Source organism: uncultured Catenibacterium sp., from assembly GCF_900540665.1.
Taxonomy (GTDB): domain Bacteria; phylum Bacillota_I; class Bacilli_A; order Erysipelotrichales; family Coprobacillaceae; genus Catenibacterium.
Window position 1 is genome coordinate 16,388 of sequence record NZ_UQGV01000005.1, and the last position, 19,743, is coordinate 36,130.

Annotated in this window: 18 protein-coding genes; all 18 read right to left on the reverse strand. The window is 34.7% G+C overall.

From position 1 onward, the window contains the following. Position 1: 1 nt before the first annotated feature. On the reverse strand, positions 2–850 hold the full coding sequence (rapZ, locus tag QZQ55_RS01565; RefSeq protein ID WP_295089067.1) for an RNase adapter RapZ: 849 nt from the start codon (positions 848–850) through the stop codon (positions 2–4). 77 nt (positions 851–927) lie between these two features. Next, a complete protein-coding gene (trxB, locus tag QZQ55_RS01570; protein ID WP_295089070.1) occupies positions 928–1,839 on the reverse strand; it encodes a thioredoxin-disulfide reductase in 912 nt (303 codons plus the stop codon). 2 nt (positions 1,840–1,841) lie between these two features. Beyond that, on the reverse strand, positions 1,842–2,489 hold the full coding sequence (gene ppaX, locus QZQ55_RS01575) for a pyrophosphatase PpaX (RefSeq protein ID WP_295089073.1): 648 nt from the start codon (positions 2,487–2,489) through the stop codon (positions 1,842–1,844). A gap of 24 nt (positions 2,490–2,513) precedes the next feature. Next, positions 2,514–3,572 (reverse strand): histidinol-phosphate transaminase, encoded by a 1,059-nt coding sequence (gene hisC / locus QZQ55_RS01580; protein WP_295089076.1) that lies wholly within the window; start codon positions 3,570–3,572, stop codon positions 2,514–2,516. After that, the gene (locus QZQ55_RS01585) at positions 3,572–4,342 is read right to left on the reverse strand and encodes a Cof-type HAD-IIB family hydrolase (protein ID WP_295089118.1); all 771 of its coding nucleotides are present in this window, start codon (positions 4,340–4,342) and stop codon (positions 3,572–3,574) included. The genes hisC and QZQ55_RS01585 overlap by 1 nt, the downstream gene beginning before the upstream one ends. A gap of 107 nt (positions 4,343–4,449) precedes the next feature. Then, complete coding sequence (locus QZQ55_RS01590) at positions 4,450–7,575, reverse strand: collagen binding domain-containing protein (RefSeq protein WP_295089079.1); 3,126 nt, start codon at positions 7,573–7,575, stop codon at positions 4,450–4,452. Positions 7,576–7,709: 134 nt separating this feature from the next. After that, positions 7,710–8,513 carry a zinc ribbon domain-containing protein gene (locus tag QZQ55_RS01595; protein ID WP_295089081.1) on the reverse strand — a complete coding sequence of 268 codons (804 nt, stop codon included), beginning with the start codon at positions 8,511–8,513 and terminating at the stop codon, positions 7,710–7,712. Between the two features lie 5 nt (positions 8,514–8,518). After that, positions 8,519–9,022: a thioredoxin family protein gene (locus tag QZQ55_RS01600; protein WP_295089083.1), complete on the reverse strand. Its 504-nt coding sequence runs from the start codon at positions 9,020–9,022 to the stop codon at positions 8,519–8,521. Positions 9,023–9,098: 76 nt separating this feature from the next. Beyond that, positions 9,099–10,625, reverse strand: a complete 1,527-nt coding sequence (gene gpmI, locus QZQ55_RS01605; protein WP_295089084.1) for a 2,3-bisphosphoglycerate-independent phosphoglycerate mutase — start codon at positions 10,623–10,625, stop codon at positions 9,099–9,101. A gap of 77 nt (positions 10,626–10,702) precedes the next feature. After that, a complete protein-coding gene (locus QZQ55_RS01610) occupies positions 10,703–11,098 on the reverse strand; it encodes a hypothetical protein (RefSeq protein WP_295089087.1) in 396 nt (131 codons plus the stop codon). 48 nt (positions 11,099–11,146) lie between these two features. Continuing rightward, positions 11,147–12,055, reverse strand: coding sequence for a permease-like cell division protein FtsX (gene ftsX / locus QZQ55_RS01615; protein WP_295089090.1), 909 nt, complete (start codon positions 12,053–12,055; stop codon positions 11,147–11,149). Then, complete coding sequence (gene ftsE / locus QZQ55_RS01620) at positions 12,043–12,735, reverse strand: cell division ATP-binding protein FtsE (protein WP_117459606.1); 693 nt, start codon at positions 12,733–12,735, stop codon at positions 12,043–12,045. The genes ftsX and ftsE overlap by 13 nt, the downstream gene beginning before the upstream one ends. A 63-nt stretch (positions 12,736–12,798) precedes the next feature. Continuing rightward, complete coding sequence (locus QZQ55_RS01625; RefSeq protein WP_295089093.1) at positions 12,799–13,701, reverse strand: YitT family protein; 903 nt, start codon at positions 13,699–13,701, stop codon at positions 12,799–12,801. Beyond that, on the reverse strand, positions 13,694–14,809 hold the full coding sequence (prfB, locus tag QZQ55_RS01630) for a peptide chain release factor 2 (protein WP_295089095.1): 1,116 nt from the start codon (positions 14,807–14,809) through the stop codon (positions 13,694–13,696). Before prfB ends, QZQ55_RS01625 begins: the two co-directional genes overlap by 8 nt. Next, on the reverse strand, positions 14,809–17,451 hold the full coding sequence (gene secA / locus QZQ55_RS01635; RefSeq protein WP_295089097.1) for a preprotein translocase subunit SecA: 2,643 nt from the start codon (positions 17,449–17,451) through the stop codon (positions 14,809–14,811). Before secA ends, prfB begins: the two co-directional genes overlap by 1 nt. Positions 17,452–17,518: 67 nt before the next feature. Next, positions 17,519–17,929 carry a ComF family protein gene (locus QZQ55_RS01640; protein WP_295089100.1) on the reverse strand — a complete coding sequence of 137 codons (411 nt, stop codon included), beginning with the start codon at positions 17,927–17,929 and terminating at the stop codon, positions 17,519–17,521. Between the two features lie 221 nt (positions 17,930–18,150). Beyond that, on the reverse strand, positions 18,151–19,287 hold the full coding sequence (locus QZQ55_RS01645; RefSeq protein ID WP_295089102.1) for a DEAD/DEAH box helicase: 1,137 nt from the start codon (positions 19,285–19,287) through the stop codon (positions 18,151–18,153). Between the two features lie 236 nt (positions 19,288–19,523). Then, positions 19,524–19,640 (reverse strand): putative holin-like toxin, encoded by a 117-nt coding sequence (locus QZQ55_RS01650; RefSeq protein WP_281492890.1) that lies wholly within the window; start codon positions 19,638–19,640, stop codon positions 19,524–19,526. Positions 19,641–19,743: the final 103 nt, after the last annotated feature.

Sequence of the window (19,743 nt, forward strand, 5' to 3'; positions counted from 1 at the left end):
TCTAGTGGTCAGCATCACGATGCCACTTATATACTTTATAATATTTCTTATAATGGTCTGCAAGGAAATTAGTTAATGTGACAGAACGGTGCTGGCCACCTGTACAGCCAATACCGATAATCAATTGCATCTTTCCTTCTTTTTCATATTCTTTCAATAAATAATCATAATAAGTCAGAGTCTTTTCTACAAATTCCTGTGTTTCTGGCTTTTCCATGACATAGTCATAGACTTCCTTATCGTTTCCTGTCTTATTTCTAAGTTCAGGAACATAGAATGGATTTGGTAGGAATCTGACATCAAGAAGTAAATCAGCATCCTTAGGAATGCCAAACTTATATCCAAATGATACAAAAGAAACACGGAATACTTCTCCTGTTTCATGATAGAAAGATGCTTCTAGTCTATCCTGTAAAGCTGTACGCTTTAATAGAGTTGTATCAATGATTAAATCAGCCTGTGTTTTAATCTGTTCATATTCCTGGCGTTCTAATTCAATAGAGTCATAAAGTGTATTGGCTTTATTCATGATCATCATCGGATGAGAACGTCTTGTCTGCTTGTAACGCTTTAAGATTTCCATATTATCACAATCTAGGAATACAACAGTTAAATTGATCCAATCCATATTAGTTAATTCACGAATAGCCTGAAGTGCATCTCCTAGATATATTCCCATCGCAATCTTGCCGCCTAAAGTTTCCTCTAACAAATAATCTCCAAACTGTTCAAGTAATGCGACTGGATAGTTATCTATACAATAATATCCCATATTTTCAAATATAGCCATGGCAGTAGATTTACCTGCGCCTGACATACCAGTAACTAATACAACTTCTACATTCTTCATAGACCTATCCTCCTCAACCTCAATTATTATAACATACATCGATGAGTGTATAAAGCATTCAAAAAAGAGAACTTCAATCAGTTCTCTTCAACAAGCTTTGCAGCATATTGTCCAGCAATTGCACCATCATTTGCGGCTGTGACAACCTGTCTTAATGTCTTTGTTCTGACATCACCAATCGCAAATATTCCAGGAATAGATGTTTCCATATGTTCATCTACATTAATATATCCCTGTTCATTTGTGATACCTAAATCCTTCACAAAATCAGTTACAGGATCTAAACCAATAAATGGGAAAATACCCTGTACATAAAGGTTTTCTAGTTCTTTTGTATCACTGTCTTCTAGTTCTAAGCCTTTTAGTGTATCATCTTCTACAATTAGCGCATGTGGCTTCTTCTTGAAATGAAATTCAATCTTTTCATTACTCAATGCTTTCTTAACTAAATAATCATCTGCACGGAAGACATCACGTCTCATAATAATATGAACCTTTTCTGTAATACCAGCAAGATAGATTGATTCTTCAATCGCACTATTACCTCCACCAATGACAGCGACTTCTTTACCTCTAAAAAATGGTCCATCACAAACAGCACAATAAGAAATACCTTTACCAGTCATTTCATCTTCTAAGTGTAGTCCCATTTTTCTTTCTTTAGTTCCTGTCGCAATGATTACTGCACGCGCTTCTAGTTCTTCTTTAGAAGTAATAACCTTTTTATAGTCACCTTTATCTACAATAGATTTTACTTCTGTCATCTTAAGCTGGGCACCAAAGTTTAATGCCTGTTCATACATATCATAGGCAAGCTGAGGACCCATCATCTCTTTTATTCCTGGATAGTTTTCTATATGAGCTGTTAAGTTTAGTTTGCCGCCTGGTGCACCTGATTCAATAATAGTGACATCAGCGCCTGCACGACTTGCATAGAGTGCCGCAGTGAGTCCTGCTGGTCCACCACCAATAATTATAATATCTTTCACACTTACATCCTTTCTAGATAATCATATAAGTCTTCATAAGACTCCATCATATAATCTGGATGTTCATCAAGAAGTGCCTGGGTTCCTTTTAAAGACCAGGTCACTCCAATAGTTCTAATACCGGCATTCTTACCTGCTTGAATATCTGTCACATTATCACCAATCATATAACCTTTTGTCACATTCATTTTCTTCATTGCAGTAAGTAACGCTTCAGGATGAGGTTTGCCATGAGTGACTTCATCACTTCCAATCACTACTTCAAAATACTGATCCAAGTGTGCACACTTTAATCCATAAACAGCTGCATCCTTGAATTTTGTAGTGACAATAGCCATTCTTATTCCTCTCTCATGAAGTTTTTTTAATACTTCTGTTTCATGAGGATATAGAGTGACATAATCATTATGCTTCTCACGATTATAAGCGCGATAGATCTGTACTGCTTCATCTACCTGATCACCTGAAAAATAACGGGCAAATGAATCTTTTAAAGGTGGTCCTAAGAAAGAGAGAAGCTCAACTTCTGATAATGTATAGTCAGGAAGAAGTTGTTTAAAAGTATATCTGAATGATTGGAAAATCAATTCATCGGTATTAAGTACTGTTCCATCTAGATCAAATAGAAGTATGTTATCTGTATATATCATATCATTAATTGTTTCCTTGTGTGTTTAAGATGCTTGAATAATTTCTTTGACAGCATCTAGAAATGCATCCATTTCTTCATCATTTCCAATAGTGACACGTAAGTATTGATTAATACGTGGTGCATTGAAATATCTTACAATAATATGTTTCTTTCTTAATTCTTTAAAGATATGCTCCGCATCATAATCATCATGATGAATAAAGATGAAATTAGAATAACTGTCAGTCATAGTAAAGCCCATTTCTTTAAGGGCTTTTTTAGTACGTTCACGTGTTGCAATAATCTTTTTCGCATGTTCTTTAATAACTTCACTATCTTTAATAGAAGCTTCGCCAATCACCTGAGCAAGTGCATCAATTGGATATGAGTTGAATGAATTCTTTACATCATATAAATGTGATACAAGCTCTTTATTACCTAAAGCTACACCTAATCTACTACCTGCAAGTGAACGGAATTTAGAGAATGTATGAATCACAAGTAAGTTATCATATTTCTTTAAGAGTGGTAATACTGTTTCTCCACCAAAATCAATATAGGCTTCATCAATTACAACAACACTTTCTGAATTATGTTTAAGAATATCTTCAATATCTTCTACAGACATAATTTCTCCTGTTGGTGCATTTGGATTAGGGAAGATAATTCCACCATTCTTGTTGAAATAATCTTCTTTCTTAATCTTAAATGTGTCATCTAATGGCATTGTTTTATAGTCAATATTAAACAATTCACAATAAACAGGATAGAAAGAATACGTAATATCTGGGAAAAGAATAGGATCCTGGCCGTTAAAACATGTTAAGAATGTTAAAGCAAGAACTTCATCACTTCCGTTACCTAAAAAGACCTGATCATCTTCTAATCCATGATACTCTGCAATTAAATGTTTAAGGTTTGATGCATCTGCATCAGGATAGAGTCTTAGTTTAAATGGATCAAAGGATTGAATCGCTTCTTTAACTTTTTCTCCTGGTTCATATGGATTTTCATTTGTGTTTAGCTTGATAAGATGAGACATCTTAGGCTGTTCCCCAGCAACATAAGGTTCTACATCTCTTAAGTTATTTCTCCAGCTCATTATATTTTACCCCCCAGTATATCATCGATCATTTCATAGACATAACTATAAACATGATCTGCTTTTTCTTGAATATCATCATGTGCATAATTAAATGTACAGCCATGATCTCCTGCTTCAATCATTGAAAGATCATTCCAAGAATCACCTATTGTATAAGTGATCGCATGTGTTTTATTTTTGAGATAGGTTACACCACTCCCCTTAGAACAGTTGTTAGGAACAATATCTAAGAAATGAAGATTAGGATGACATTCTACATTATCACCATATTTGTCTTCAATTCTTTTCTTAATGATATTAATTCTATCAATCTGATTATCTTCCTGATTTAAGCTGATGATCTGAAATGAAGGACTTTGTCTCATTAATGTCATATAGTCATCAGGAATAGGTATATCTCCCATATCACTATGTGTAAAAGATTGATGATTAAAACAACCATAACTCTTCTTTCCATCACACATATGAACAAACATATTGGCATCTAGTCCCCACTGTAGAATATCAAGTCCAACTTGTTGTTCTATATGTTTCTCATAGAGAATTTCTTTATTGAAATCAAGAATGACCCCACCATTATTTAAGACAAGATAGTCAAAAGGATAACCATCTTGTTCAAGGATTCTATTCATTTCTAATATATGACGGCCTGTACAATAAACAACTTGACCACCTGCATCACGAAAGCGTGTTAAGGCTTCTTTGTTTAAAGGTGAGATCTGTTTGTTGTCACGATAAAGAGTTCCATCTATATCACAAAATACCATTTTCACACTTATACCCTCCTTAATTTTCCATTATATAGGAAGGTTTCAATAAAAAAAAGTCATATTAATAGAAAAAGACTGGAGAGAGATTTCTCCAGTCCTAAATATTAGCTTTCTTTCTTAATAAAAATAAAAACAACAGAAATCATTGAGACTAAACCTATGCCAATCATCATTAATAGATTTGTTGGATCACCTGTTTGAATGATTTCTATTGGTGTATTCTCATAATCAAATGTATATGTATCACCTTTCACATTTTCATCAATGACGACCTTCTTGACTTCTGTAGAGAGATGATAACCAAATGGTGCTTTTGTTTCTTTGATATAGTATGTGCCATATCTTAAATCTTTAAATGTTGCACTACCATCTTTTGAAGAGGCAACAGCCATTCTGTAAATACAATCAGGATCGCTGTAAAGTGTGAATTCAAAGTCTTTATCCTTGATTAATTGTTTTGTCTTTGCATCCACCTTATTCACCTGGATATTCACTAATACTGGCTTTTCTTTGATTTCTAAAGATAGATCTTCTTCCCCTGTTACGGTAAATGTAGAATCTGAAACTGTTTGATATCCTCTAGGTGTCTTTGTTTCCTTAAGAATATATTCTTTACCTGCTTCTAGATGACTCACCGCATGTGCTTTACCATCAGTAATCCATTGATCAACAAGATTTCCTTCCATGTCAAATACAGAAAACTCTGCATCTAATACAGGTTCTTCTGTTTCTTCATCTACCTTATTGATAGTAATTTCAGCATCCTTCATTACAACTTCCTGATTTTCCCTAGACACTGTAAATGTGATAGACTCTGCTTTCACATAACCATCAGGAGCTGCAGTTTCAATGAGTGTATAAGTCTCACCTTCTTCTAGTCCACTGATATAATGAGGAACATGAGTAGAAATCCATGAATCTACTACATTATTTGATTCATCTCTTACTTCTAGTTGTGCTCCTTCTAATTCTTCTTCACCAGTGATTGTTGTCTTTGAAACTGTAATCTGTCCATCCTTCATCACATATGTTTCATTCTTCTTCTCATTAGATACAGTGAATGTGATAGACTCAGCTTTAATATAACCATCTGGTGCTGTTGTTTCAATAAGTGTATATTTCTTTCCTTCTTCTAGTCCACTTACATAATGTGCTTCTTCTGTAGAAATCCATGAATCTACTACTTTATTCAATTCATCTCTTACTTCTAGATGCGCACCTGCTAATTCTTTTTTACCAGTTAGATCTGTCTTAGAAATCTTAACCTGCTTATCCTTCATTACGACTGTTTGATTCTTCTTTTCTTTAGATACAGTAAACTTGATAGATTCAGCTTTCACAAAACCATTAGGTGCTGTGATTTCAGTTAAGATATAGTCATGTCCTTCAGTTAAGCCTTTGATTGAATGAGGCTGATCAGTAGAAGTCCATGTATCAATAATCTTTCCATTCATATCTGTGACCTGCATCTTTGCACCTTTGATTTCATCTGTACCTGTAATATCTTTCTTAGATGCAGTAACAGTTGTATTTACAAAAGTCATAGAAAACAGCTTATCTCCAGTGATCTTAACATATTGTGTTTCATCAGATAAGACAAAGTTTTCTTTATTACCATCTTCCTGATCTGGTGCAGATAATTCTTTTACATAATATGAACCATATGGTAAATCACCAGATCTTGCGATGCCTTTGTCATTTGTCTTAATAGACATTACAAGCTGACCTTTCTTATAAAGTGTATGACCGATGTACATATCATTATTCGCATAGATACCAAATTCTCCACCCTTTAATGGTTGATTATTTGTATCTGTCTTTAAGATTTCAATCTGTCCTACTTTTACCTTATCTTGAGATTCAACATAATTCCATACAATAGAAGTTGTCTGATCCTTATAAGTGAGTTCTACTGTATAAGTTTGAGGATCTAGGTTATAACCTACAGGTGCTTTCGTTTCTTTCACAGTATAAATTCCTAATGCAAGATTATTTAAAGACCCATGACCTGTCTTATCAGTCATGATTTTTCCAGCTTCTTTACCATCAGAATTATAAACTGTATATTCAGCCCCTTCTAATGACGCTTCACCTTGTATATTTCCATCAGCATCTGTTTTCTTAATAAGAATACTTCCTGTAGGGGCTTCATCAGTAATAGTCACTTCTGATGTTTCTCCTGGCTTGACAGTTGTACTGAATTTAGCTTTATTAACTAAATAACCATGAGGTGCATTCTTTTCAGTAATCGTATATTCACCTACTAATAAGTTATCAAGTACTATTTCACCATTAGTCACTGTCACATCCTGTTCAAAGTTATTTCCAGTTACATGGAAAACAGCACCCTCTAATAGTTTTCCACCTACATCTGTCTTTCTAAGCTTTAATCTTCCTATGACTGCCTGGAACTGTGCATTCGCAAACGTAGTCACTTCTGGAGGAAGTGTATACCAAGTACTAATATGCTGGTATTTGTCATTTCCATTATGAATAATTAATGGCGCAAATGTGAAACCTCCTGACTTATAGCCAGAATACATTGGACCTGAATAAGAAGCATCTGCTTCATAATGCATTGTATCTCCACCATAAATATCTACAGTTTCACCTGATTGATTTCTTGTTTCATTGACTACTCTCACTTTATTTGTGCCAGTTGTGATTGTGATATGATATCCATTAGGACCATTCAATCTGACTGATTCTGATTTTTGTATACCTGCATTTTGATCATAATAAGTAGTTAATTCATTCTTACTAAATAAGAGGTTGTTCTGATTCAAAGGATCAGCTTGAGAAGTTGCATAATTGTAGAAATCTGCAATCTTACCTTGTTTAAGTGCTGTATTAGAATAAGCATGAGAGAGTGCCATGGACATAATGACATTCTTTTCATGATCATTTAATCCATTCATACCCTCCCATGTCTGATAACCAAACCATCCATAATACATAATCTTACGTATATTCGCATATTTAGGTTCTGTGCTTGTATAAAAATCACCTGACATCGTTTGATTCGATGGCGTTGTCTTCTTATGTTCTATACACCAGGCTCTTCTTCCATCAATTGTGAAATTACCAACAGTACTGCCATATGCAGTAGATTTACCATGCCATTCCATTTTATAAGATGCTGCACTGACAATACTCATACTTTGTGCAGCGATTCCTACTATCATTAGTAAAGATAAAAGAACAGCACCTACTCTTCTTATAATATTCATCTTGTTTCCCTTTCCACTAAATAAAAAAAGACATATATATGTCATGAGAGAATCTATATAAAACAGTCTATGACTGTAATTGGAGTCAAAAAAAGGGAAGCATGCATTATGCATACTTCCCTGAGGAATGCTCGTTAACGAGCAAGAGAATAGTTTCCTTCTGTTTGTGCTCTAAATTGTGATTGGTACTTATTTCCTGGGTAAACAACAAGTGAAACCTTATTGTCATTGATATAAGCACCTAAGCCATAATGGCCTAAGGATTTTTTATTTGTTTCAAATTCTTCTTGTTTATTGTGGAAAGCTTTCATCAGCTTATTGTATGTAGGCTGGTCAATCACTGATGTGATTAATTCTTTGTTGTCTTCCTGAAGAAGATCTTTGAATGTATTACAATTATCTTTTGTGATTGTTGTTTTGATATAATCGGTCTTTGAACGATTATAAGTACGTTTAATCACAAGAGTTGTATGATCATTCATAGATGCCTTACATGTAATAGTTGTATAGAGATCATTGTTGGAATAAACAGAATAATCATAAGTCGCAGTAAATGTCTTGCCATACTGTTTTTCTAATGATTTCTTATAAGACTGCGCAGGTTTAATGAATGTTTCTGCATTAGAGAACTTCTTCTTAAAGGCTTTAGAAGAATCAAAGTGATAGACTTCTTCTCCTTCTGTTTTCTTTAATTCACCTAATTCATAGAGATTTGACTGCTGGAAATTAGATGTAATTGACTTCCCTGTAAAAAACTGACTATAGAATACAATAGCCATAGGTAATGCGATTGTAAGTAACATGATGACTAAATAGCCTTTCATCATACGACCTAGAACAGTAGTACTTCTAGGTGGATTTCTTCTTAAATCATAACCACAATGAGGACAGAAGTGATCTGTGGGTCTGATATCTTTATGACAATGTGGACATTTCATAATTCTTACTCCTTAAAATAATGATTCATAAATACTTCGAATTCTTTAATGAATTCTTTTTTCTTTTTGATTTGTTGACTACGATCCTTGATGGCATAATAGTCTTCATCAAGATACTGATATTTACTTTGTACAGAACCCTTTGAGATGATTTCTAATGTAGGTGTCCAATTAAAATCAAATGTTTTATAGAGATTCTTATAGAACTCTTTCTCTTCTTTTGTGGCATCTTCTTTGAGTGATGCATCACGATACGCTTTGATATTGAGGTAATAAACACCTTCATCAGGATGCTTATTAAGATAGTCTTCAAGGAGGGGTTCAAAAGCCTGACAGTCTCCACAATCAGGACGACCTAGATAAAGCATGAAAGAAACATCTTCTTCCATCACTTTCTTTAATTCTGCATACTGTATCTCTTTAATACCTTTTACACTCTTTTTTTTAACTGAAGATGTACTACAGCCTAAAAGCATAAAAGAAAGGCATAAAATGAGTAATTTCTTCATTTTTATTTCTCCTTTTCGACAATATTACCATAAATAGAAAAAAGCGAAACTGAGATGTCTCGCTTTAATAGTTCAATTATTTAATAAGGCTTGTACCATCCATTTCTTCTGGGATAGCAAGTCCTAGAAGCTGTAACATAGTTGGAGCTAAGTCTCCAAGTTTTCCGCCTTCTTTTAATTCAAGGTGAGAGTTTGTTACGATTAAAGGTACATCATTTGTAGTATGTGCTGTGAATGGGTTACCTTCTTCATCAAGAAGTCTTTCTGCGTTACCATGGTCAGCAGTGATTAACATAGTTCCACCAAGTTCAGCAACCTTTTCATATACTTCACCAACACAGTCATCAACAACTTCAACTGCCTTGATAGCTGCAGGAATAACACCTGTATGACCAACCATGTCGCAGTTAGCGAAGTTAACGATAACAACATCGAATTCACCAGAATCTAATTCTTCGATTAACTTATCTTTTACAAGGTAAGCACTCATTTCTGGCTGTAAGTCATAAGTAGCAACCTTAGGTGAGTTGATTAAGTCACGCTTAGCACCTTCGATTTCCTTATCTTCTCCACCATCAAAGAAGAATGTTACATGGGCATACTTTTCAGTTTCAGCAATTCTTAACTGCTTTAATCCCTGAGCTGATACATAATCACCAAATGTATTAGTTAATTCTGGTAAAGCGAATGCTACATGACCATTTACTGAATCAGCATATTTCATCATACATACGAAGTAAATACCATTTCTCTTAGTAGCAGGTGTATATCCTTTATCAGCATAGAAATCAGGATTTGTCATAACAGTAGCAATCTGGATTGCTCTGTCTGGACGGAAGTTAGCGAAGATGATTGAATCGTTATCTTCAACAGCACCATCTACAGCTGAGTTGTATCCTGGTACAACGAATTCATCAAATACTTCTTCAGCATAAGAATCCTTTACGAACTGTACTGGATCAGTGAAGCTGTTTCCTTTATGATCAACAATTGCTTCATAAGCTAAGTTAACACGGTCAAATCTCTTATCACGATCCATTGCATAGTAACGACCTGAGATAGATGCGATTTCTCCCACACCGATCTTCTTCATTTCTTCAGCAAGTTCTCCAACGAAATCTACAGCTGAATCAGGTGCTACGTCACGTCCATCTAGGAATGCATGTACATAAACCTTAGTTAAACCAGCATCTTTAGCAAGCTTTAATAATGCATAGATATGTTCATTTGAAGAGTGAACTCCTCCGCTAGATAATAATCCCCAGATATGTAACTTAGAATCATTCTTCTTAGCGTTTTCTACTGCTTCTACAAATTTTTCATTTGCGAAGAAAGTACCTTCAGTAATTGCTTTATTGATTAAAGTAAGTGACTGATAAACAGTACGTCCTGCACCAATATTCATATGACCAACTTCTGAGTTACCCATCTGTCCTTCAGGTAAACCAACAGCGTTACCACAAGCTTTAATAGTTGTAGTAGGATACATTGCCATTAAATCATCAAGATTAGGTGTATTAGCAAGTTTTACTGCGTTACCATCAACTCTATCAGTTAATCCGTAACCATCCATAATACATAAAACAATAGGTCTTTTTTTCATAACTTTTCATCCTCCGTATACTTCAAAGATAATAGCATTATCCACTTTGAAATTCAATAAGCATGATTTAAAAAATATCAATTTAAGCCATAACTTTCTAGGAGGTCTTCACCAAAAGAAATCAGATGTTCTATATCAATATCTTCTTCCCCTCTTTGTGAATAAACGATAATCACATGATCATGATACTCAAAGCGATTACAATGAATTAATGCATTAATATCCTTACTCATAGAAGGAAGATAATTAATAAACTGGTTTTCTTTCATCTTTCTTAATAGAATACAATAATCTGCCAAGGCAAGTTCTAGATGCAATATTGTACGCATACGATCCTTATTTAAAATAGCTTCTTCTAGTATGCCTTCTTGTAAATCAATCTTTTTCATATGATTCAACACAACCTTTGTATTTGATATAGAACCATCCAGCGCTTCCATATAACATTTCTCTTTGAGTTCTCTTTCCTTCACACTTATCACCTCAATTTTATTCTACAAAAAAACTGCACATATGTGCAGTTATAATTTCAAGAATTTACGTACTGAGAAGAATGAACCAATTAATCCTACAACAGCACCAAGTAGTGCTAAGAATGCACCTAATTCCCATACAAGTGGATAAGGTGGTATAAATGTAATCAGGTTAGAAGACATCAATGATGTCATTGTTACATAAGCAAACTTATAACCATAAGCAAGGATAATTAAAGGTACAATAGAACCAATGAGTCCAATGAAGATACCTTCTAACATAAATGGAATACGAATATACCAGTTAGAAGCACCCACCATTCTCATAATTGAAATTTCAGTTGAACGAGATGTAATAGTGATTTTTATTGTATTCGCAATCATAAAGAGTGCTACTACGATTAAGGCAACCACAAAGATCGCCCCACCATTACGTACTGATTCAAGGATATCTACTAATTTATTTGTAGAAGAACCACCATAAGTGACTTCTTTTACATAAGGAATATCCCCAATCTTCTTCGCAACCTTATCAAGATTCTTCGCATTCTTAACTTCTACAATATATGCATCACCAAGAGGATTATCACTACGATAGTTTTCAAATAACTGTTTTGAATTTTTATCCTGAGATGCAATTAATTTGTCTAGCTCTTTATCTTTACTAGAATAATTAACCTTCTTGATACCAGTTAATTTATTGATTTCATTACCAATAGCTTGACTTTGTTCATCAGTAGCACCACGGTCTACCTTCACATAAATATTCAAGCTATTTTCAATATTCACAGTCATATGATTCACATTAATCGCAATGACTGATACAACACCAATCAAAATCAACGTAATCGTAACTGCAAAGATAGATGAAATAGACATCACACCGTTTCTCCAGATATTCTGGAAAGCAGTTTTACAATGCTTAGGCATTGCCTTTAATTCTTCTACGAATTCCATGACTGATAACCTCCTAAACTTGTATCTGTTGTGACACAACCATCTTCAATAAGAATAGTTCTCTTCTTATTTCTCTGAACGATTTCACGGTCATGTGTGACAACAAGTACAGTTGTCTGACGGACATCATTGATTCTTTCTAGAAGTTCAATGATTCCCTGAGATGTTTCAGGATCTAGGTTACCTGTTGGTTCATCCGCAATTAATACTTTAGGCTGATTGACAATAGCACGGGCAATCGCTACACGCTGTTGCTGCCCACCTGATAATTCATGAGGGAATGAATTCGCTTTGTCTTCTAGACCTACAAGTTCTAGTACATTACGAACCTTTTTTCTAATTTCAGTTTTTGGTGTATTAGTTACTTCTAGCGCAAAAGCGACATTTTCAAAGACTGTCTTTTTTGGTAGAAGACGATAGTTCTGAAATACAACTCCAATCCTGCGTCTAAAATATGGGACTTTAGAGTTCTTAATACGAGATACATCGGTTCCATCAACAATAACTTTACCTCTTGTAGCTTTTTCTTCTCGATAGAGAAGCTTGATAAATGTAGATTTACCAGCACCAGTTGGACCAATGACATAAACGAATTCGCCGGCATCGATTGTAAGTGACATGTCATTTACAGCACGTACGCCAGTCTTATAAACTTTTGTTACGTTTTCAAGTTTAATCATTTCTTGCATATCATCACACTCCTTGTTTCCCCATTATAGCACATACTTATAATAAGTAATGATTTATTTTAAATTTTCTTTTGAAGACCATCTCTCTAGATTAACATTCGGTAATGTGAATCCTCTACCATTGACACTATGTACTTCAGTTGTAATTTCAAAAGCTTCTGGATCCATATTTTGAACAATATCATGGAAAGCTGCATATTCACGACGATTAAGAACAACCATGACTGCTTTAGATTCATTTTTCATAAATCCTGTTGTGATATTTAAGAATGTACATCCACGATCTACATCTTTCATTAAAGCTTCCGCAATTTCTTCATATTTTTCTGATACAACGATGACCTGAATGTTGTTTTGTCCAAGCAACATCATCTTATCAATAATATATGTAGAAATCACAACAGTAATAATACCATAAAGAATTTCCTCAACGTTTGAGAATGGAATCTGAATAAGTAGAATCACAATATCAAAGATATTGATTAATAATCCTAGTGAAAGACCTGTATACTTATTCACAAGTAATGGTGGAATATCCATACCACCTGTACTGTATCCAAGTCTCAATACGAGCCCTAATCCAACCCCAATAAGGAATCCTGCATAAACAGCAGCAAGTAAAGTATCCTTAGTCAAATGTGTTAAATAATAACTCTTTTCAAATAATGCAAGAAAGAATGGGAATGCGAATGTAGAAACAAGTGTTCCTACCGCAAACTTCTTTCCTAATAAGAAATATCCAGCAATAAATGCGACAATGTTGAATCCAAGTACAAGTGTTGATAAATGAACATAGAACACATAATGCTGGAATGCAAGGGCAAGACCTGAAACCCCACCAAGGATAATCTTGGCAGGTACCGCAAACCCTGCAGTACCTAAAGCCATAACGGCATTCCCTAACATCACTAAAATAAAATCAATCACTAATTTCTTTGCAGAATGCATTTTACTCATTATTTTTCTCCTTTACTTGAGATCTTAAATAAGCATAAATAAGATCATCAAGCTCACCATCTAATATTTTCTTTGGATCATTTGATTCATAACCAGAACGGTTATCTTTCACCATAGAATAAGGATGAAGAACATAAGAACGGATCTGTGATCCCCATTCAATATTCTTCTTTTCACCTTGAATTTCAGATAGTTTTTCAGCATGGGCTTCCTGCATTAATAAATACAATTTACTCTTTAACATCAACATAGCCTGTTCTCTGTTCTGTAACTGAGAGCGCTGTGACTGACAAGAAACAACTGTATTAGTAGGAATATGAGTAATACGGACTGCTGAATCAGTTTTATTAATATGCTGTCCTCCAGCACCGGATGCACGATATGTATCAATACGAAGATCCTTTGGATCGATTGTAATCTCAATATCATCATCTAATTCAGGTGAAACTTCTACAGATGCAAATGATGTATGTCTTCTCTTTGATGAATCAAACGGTGAAATACGTACAAGTCGATGAACACCCTTCTCTGCTCTTAAATGACCATACGCATTATAACCAGTAAAACGGATAGAACATGATTTTAATCCTGCTTCATCACCTGCAAGATAATCATCAACATCAACCTTCCATCCTTTCTTTTCGCCATAACGTATATACATACGCATAAGCATCTCAGCCCAGTCCTGAGATTCAGTTCCTCCAGCACCTGGATGAATTTCTACAATGGCATTCGAATGATCGTATTCCTGATCAAACAATAATGTCTTTTCAAATTCATCTAAATTCTTATGGAACGTCATATAATCTTCTTCTAAAGAAGCCATAAAGTCAGGATCTTCAGTATCCTTAACATATTCATATACTTCCATGAGTTCTTTATAGCTTGCTTCTAAAGAAGTATCTGTATCAGCCACTTTCTTCATTTCATTCAGATGAGCATATACTTTAGTCGCATGTGCCTGATCATCCCAGAAATGTTCGTCCATTGTCTGTACAGTAAGTCCTTCTATTTCTCTTTTTAGTACTTCAATATTTGCAGAAACATATAATTGGTCTAATAATAAACGGGCATCTTCCAGCCCGTTTTTGATTTCATATAATTCCATTATTTAAATTCAAGTTCAACTTTGATTTCTGGAATGTTCATTTCTGCTTCTGTGCCAGGACGGATACCCATATGGACAATGTTACGAGCAATTTCCTGAGAAATAGATTTTGTCATCTCTTCGAACATATAGAAACCTTCTTCTGTATATTCCTGAAGAGGATCACGTTGTGCATAAGCTCTTAAGTAGATACCATTTCTAAGTTTCTGCATTGCATCAATATGGTTGATCCATGTATGGTCAATGATACCTAAAAGAACACGGCGTTCATAATCAAGTTTTACTGAATCTTCAAGATCCTTATTGAATCTGTTTTCATAGCTCATGAAGACTACTTCACTCACAGCATCAATCACCTTCTGAGGATCATTCACTGCTTTGTCAGGATTCTTAGCAACTAATTCACTTAATAACATGTAATTCTTACCAACATAGTTTAAGAATTTTTCTACATCTACAACTGGCTTCTTACCTTCATTATTAGTGAACTTAGGCATATCAAGTTCAATTGCTGTTAAGAATTCACCCTTGATGATTTCTGATAAGTCCTTAGAACGCATGATATCATCTCTTTCTTTATACATGATTTCACGCTGTTGACGCATAATATCATCATATTCTAATAACTGCTTACGCATATCGAAGTTCTGACCTTCAACACGCTTCTGAGCTGTTTCAATAGACTTAGTCACCATCTTAGATTCAATTGCTTCATCATCCATGAATGAATCAGTTAAAGCCTTGATCTTTTCACTTGCGAATCTCTGCATCAATTCATCTTCAAATGATACAAAGAACTGTGAACATCCTGGGTCACCCTGACGACCAGAACGTCCTCTTAACTGGTTATCGATACGTCTAGATTCATGACGTTCAGAACCAATAACCATTAAACCACCAATTTCAGCAACACCTTCACCTAGCTTGATATCAGTACCACGACCAGCCATGTTAGTAGCGATTGTAACGGCACCCTTAACACCAGCCTTAGCGATAATAGCTGCTTCTTTTGCATGGTTCTTAGCGTTTAATGTATTATGTTTAATACCTTTTGCACTTAGCATCTTAGATAAGATTTCAGATGTTTCTACTGCAACTGTACCAAGAAGGATTGGCTGACCATAAGCATGGCGCATTTCTACTTCTTTAATAATAGCTGCATATTTAGCCTTCTTGCTTGAGAATACCAAATCTGGTTTATCGTCACGAATAACAGGCTTATTTGTAGGAATAACAACTACACGCATGTTATAGATCTGACGGAATTCTTCTTCTTCAGTCTTTGCAGTACCTGTCATACCAGCTAACTTATCAAATAATCTGAAGAAGTTCTGATAAGTAATTGTTGCAAGTGTAACAGTTTCTTCTTTAATTGGTACACCTTCTTTTGCTTCAATAGCCTGATGTAAACCATCAGAATAAGCACGACCTGGCATAACACGTCCAGTAAACTGGTCAATAATCATAATAGAAGCATTTCTTATATCATGGCTGCCGTCTTCTGTTGCAATCATATATTCAATGTCCTTAGTCATTGTATAGTTTGCTTTAAGTGCCTGGTTGATATAGTGTACTAATGCTGTATTTTCTGGATTATATAGGTTTTCTACATTAAATGCCTTTTCTGCTTTCGCAATACCATCAGGTGTTAATGTACATGTCTTACTTTCAACATCTACCTGATAATCCTTTTCATTCTTTAAGCTCTTAGCAAAGTGGTCAGCAGATACATACATAGAAGCAGTCTTCTTCTTACCACCACTAATAATTAATGGAGTACGTGATTCATCGATTAAGATAGAGTCTACTTCATCGACTAATGCATAATGTAATGGACGAAGTACTTTATCTTCATAGTTAGTCACCATGTTATCACGTAAGTAATCGAATCCTAATTCAGCATTTGTAGTATATGTAATATCACATGCATGCTGTTTTCTCTTATCATCTGCATCTAGTTCTCTTTCATTCAAACCAACAGTCAAGCCTAAGAACTTGTAAACCTGTCCATTTAATTCACAGTCACGACGAGCTAAATATTCGTTAACTGTAACAACATGAACACCCTTACCATCTAAGGCGTTCAAATAAACTGGGAAGATAGATGTTAAAGTTTTACCTTCACCTGTTTTCATTTCTGCAATATCACCATTATGAAGTGAAATAGCACCCATTAACTGTACTTTGAAGGCTTTGAGTCCTAGTACTCTGTAAGCTGCTTCACGTACAACTGCGAATGCTTCTGGTAAAATATCATCTAATGTTTCACCCTTTGCAAGACGATCCTTAAAGAACTGAGTCTGAGCACATAGTTCTTCATCACTCATTGCCTGTGTCTGAGGTTCTATCGCAATAATTTCATCTGCCTGTTTTTCTAATTTACGTAGAATAGAACTGTCCTGTGAGAAAATACTTTTAATACGGCCAGTAATTCCTTTTTTCTCTTTCTGTGGTGTTGTAGAGAATGGTAATGGTTTTGCATCTGTCTTGATATCATCAAATGATTCTACAATGATATCATCTCCACGATGATCGCCTAAATCGACGATTTCAGCTTCTTGATTAAGTTCCTGATGCTCCATTCCTTCCTTTTTTAACTTTTTCTTAACTTGTTTTCTAATTTCTTGTTTTTTACTAGGCATGATGTGTCTCCTTTCAATACAAAATCGTATACATTATATCATACATATAGCAAAAAACAAAAGCATTTTATATACTCCTTGCTTGTTTAATTATTCCCAAGTTTACAAGGTATTTTTCTTTCATTGCGAGGATCAATATTTCGATTTTCTGAGGCTTTTCTTTTTCAATTAATTTAAGACAAGTCTTAATGGTTTCTCCAGAAGTCATCACATCATCTAATAGGAGTATTTTCCTATTTTTAAGGAATGATCCACCCCTTAATCCAATCACATCACGTATCCCTGCTCTTTGCGTATAAGACTGATCACTTTGTTTATAATCCACTTTCTTATAGAGTCCATTGAAAACATGAGAGTGAATTGTCATTGCAATGGCCTGGTTGGGAGCAAAACCACGCACATCATTCGCCTTTGACGCACTTGGTGCAACAACAATCAAATAATCTTTATAGCGTCTTTGTAGTTCTCTTTTGTACATATCTAAGAAAGCATCCTTTAAAGCATAGTCATATTGCCCCTTATAACGAAAAAGCAGGGTACGGAAGAAATCATTGTATCCATATAGAATACGGAGTGGATATCCCTCAAAACATGTTTTAATATCAATTCTCTTAAATAAAGACAAACAGGAGGAACAGATACAGTGATAGAAAAATAATTGATGAAAAGAGGATGACTTAGAAATAGAGGATAAACAGATCAGACAGACATCCTGTTGAGCCTCTGAATGGTTTTGATACATCCCTTCATCGCCTTTGAGTAATGATCATCTATAAGAAGTATGTTTCCATCCTCATATCCTATTTTTCTACCAACTCTTCCTGCAATCTGTATCAATGTTCTTTCATCAAATATACGATCTCCTGCTTCTAATACAATCACCTGTACATCCTCTATTGTAATTCCTCTTTCTAATATCGTTGTGGTGATTAAGACATCTAATAACCCCTCTTTAAAATCTTTTGTATACTCATTTAAATAAGGAGATTCAGAACTCACTCCCTGCACCCTGTATGTATCTTTTAATAGATCCACATAATATTGTGCATCACTTTTTCTAGGTACATAGACAAGTACTCTTTGATGTGTTTCTAATAGCTTCTTAATCCAATATTTCAGGGATATAAGCCACAAAAATTGAGGAATGATATAAATATGAGGAACCGGCAGATCATGTCCATGATAACGTCTATTCATGATCATCACACATTCATCATGAATATCCTCCTCAAGTAATGTAGCAGATAATTTAATATACCTTTTAGAGGCATGATAAAAGATGGAATTCAATACATCATCTCCATAAAAAGGAAATGCATCCGCTTCATCCATGATTACAAGATCAAAAGGAGAAGATACAAATCGATAGAGCTGATGGGTTGTACAAATGATCAAGGGAGCATCAATATTTTCTTGATAGCCCCCATAAAGAAGACCAATGGTCAGGTGAGGAAAATCCTTCTGAATTCTTTCATGTAATTCTATACACAATTGTCTTCTAGGGATCGTGAAACATACGCGTCCCTTGTTTTCAATCACGTGCTTGATTATCGCATAAGAGATTTCTGTTTTACCAGAACCACATACAGCAAGGACAATAGAATTCGTGGCATTCTCATAATTCGTGATCAGTTGTTCTGAGATGAACTGCTGGCGGGACGACAAGGTAAAAGAAAGATGATAAGACGCATCAGTCATTATTAAAGGAGTCGTATGTATTGGATAAACTTCATCTAAATAAACACGTCCAAACGCTATACACTTTCTACAATAAGGTCTCTTATTGATATAGCTGATATAGTGTTCATCCTCATTACCACATACAGGACATTTCACAATCACCACCCCCTTTGGCCCTCTACTAATCTATACACTTAGAAGATGTTTTTTTTCTCAAAGAAAGTTAAATTTTTTTCAAAAAAAACTATGAGCATCTCTCATAGTCACATATATTGACTTTAGATTTGGTCTAAACTATAATAAAGACGAAAGATGGAACAACCAGTAAGCGGTTGTCCTTGAATTTATTTTTGGTAAGTAACTACCTCAAACTTTTCCTAGGAGCGAGGTAGTTACTTTTTTTCGTTCTTATCAATAATGATAAGAAGTAATCTAACAACAAGTGTCAATAAAGATATGATCAGTGTCAAACACGTTAACATAATCATGATTATTTCATACGTTGTCATTAGGCATCACCTCCGTTTTCAACTTAAGAGAAGAATCACGAAGGGTTGCGAACCTTCGTCATAACGACCAAGGATAACCACCTACCGTATACGGTTGTTCCAC

Bases quoted from the DNA above. Each gene is read 5' to 3' on its own strand.
- QZQ55_RS01600 (WP_295089083.1), bottom strand. From the start codon at position 9,022: ATGAAGAAATTACTCATTTTATGCCTTTCTTTTATGCTTTTAGGCTGT.
- QZQ55_RS01585 (WP_295089118.1), bottom strand. From the start codon at position 4,342: ATGGTATTTTGTGATATAGATGGAACTCTTTATCGTGACAACAAACAG.
- secA (WP_295089097.1), bottom strand. From the start codon at position 17,451: ATGCCTAGTAAAAAACAAGAAATTAGAAAACAAGTTAAGAAAAAGTTA.
- ftsE (WP_117459606.1), bottom strand. From the start codon at position 12,735: ATGATTAAACTTGAAAACGTAACAAAAGTTTATAAGACTGGCGTACGT.
- QZQ55_RS01625 (WP_295089093.1), bottom strand. From the start codon at position 13,701: ATGAGTAAAATGCATTCTGCAAAGAAATTAGTGATTGATTTTATTTTA.
- ftsX (WP_295089090.1), bottom strand. From the start codon at position 12,055: ATGGAATTCGTAGAAGAATTAAAGGCAATGCCTAAGCATTGTAAAACT.
- QZQ55_RS01590 (WP_295089079.1), bottom strand. From the start codon at position 7,575: ATGAATATTATAAGAAGAGTAGGTGCTGTTCTTTTATCTTTACTAATG.
- prfB (WP_295089095.1), bottom strand. From the start codon at position 14,809: ATGGAATTATATGAAATCAAAAACGGGCTGGAAGATGCCCGTTTATTA.
- QZQ55_RS01640 (WP_295089100.1), bottom strand. From the start codon at position 17,929: ATGTACAAAAGAGAACTACAAAGACGCTATAAAGATTATTTGATTGTT.
- rapZ (WP_295089067.1), bottom strand. From the start codon at position 850: ATGAAGAATGTAGAAGTTGTATTAGTTACTGGTATGTCAGGCGCAGGT.
- QZQ55_RS01650 (WP_281492890.1), bottom strand. From the start codon at position 19,640: ATGACAACGTATGAAATAATCATGATTATGTTAACGTGTTTGACACTG.
- QZQ55_RS01595 (WP_295089081.1), bottom strand. From the start codon at position 8,513: ATGAAATGTCCACATTGTCATAAAGATATCAGACCCACAGATCACTTC.
- ppaX (WP_295089073.1), bottom strand. From the start codon at position 2,489: ATGATATATACAGATAACATACTTCTATTTGATCTAGATGGAACAGTA.
- gpmI (WP_295089084.1), bottom strand. From the start codon at position 10,625: ATGAAAAAAAGACCTATTGTTTTATGTATTATGGATGGTTACGGATTA.
- hisC (WP_295089076.1), bottom strand. From the start codon at position 3,572: ATGAGCTGGAGAAATAACTTAAGAGATGTAGAACCTTATGTTGCTGGG.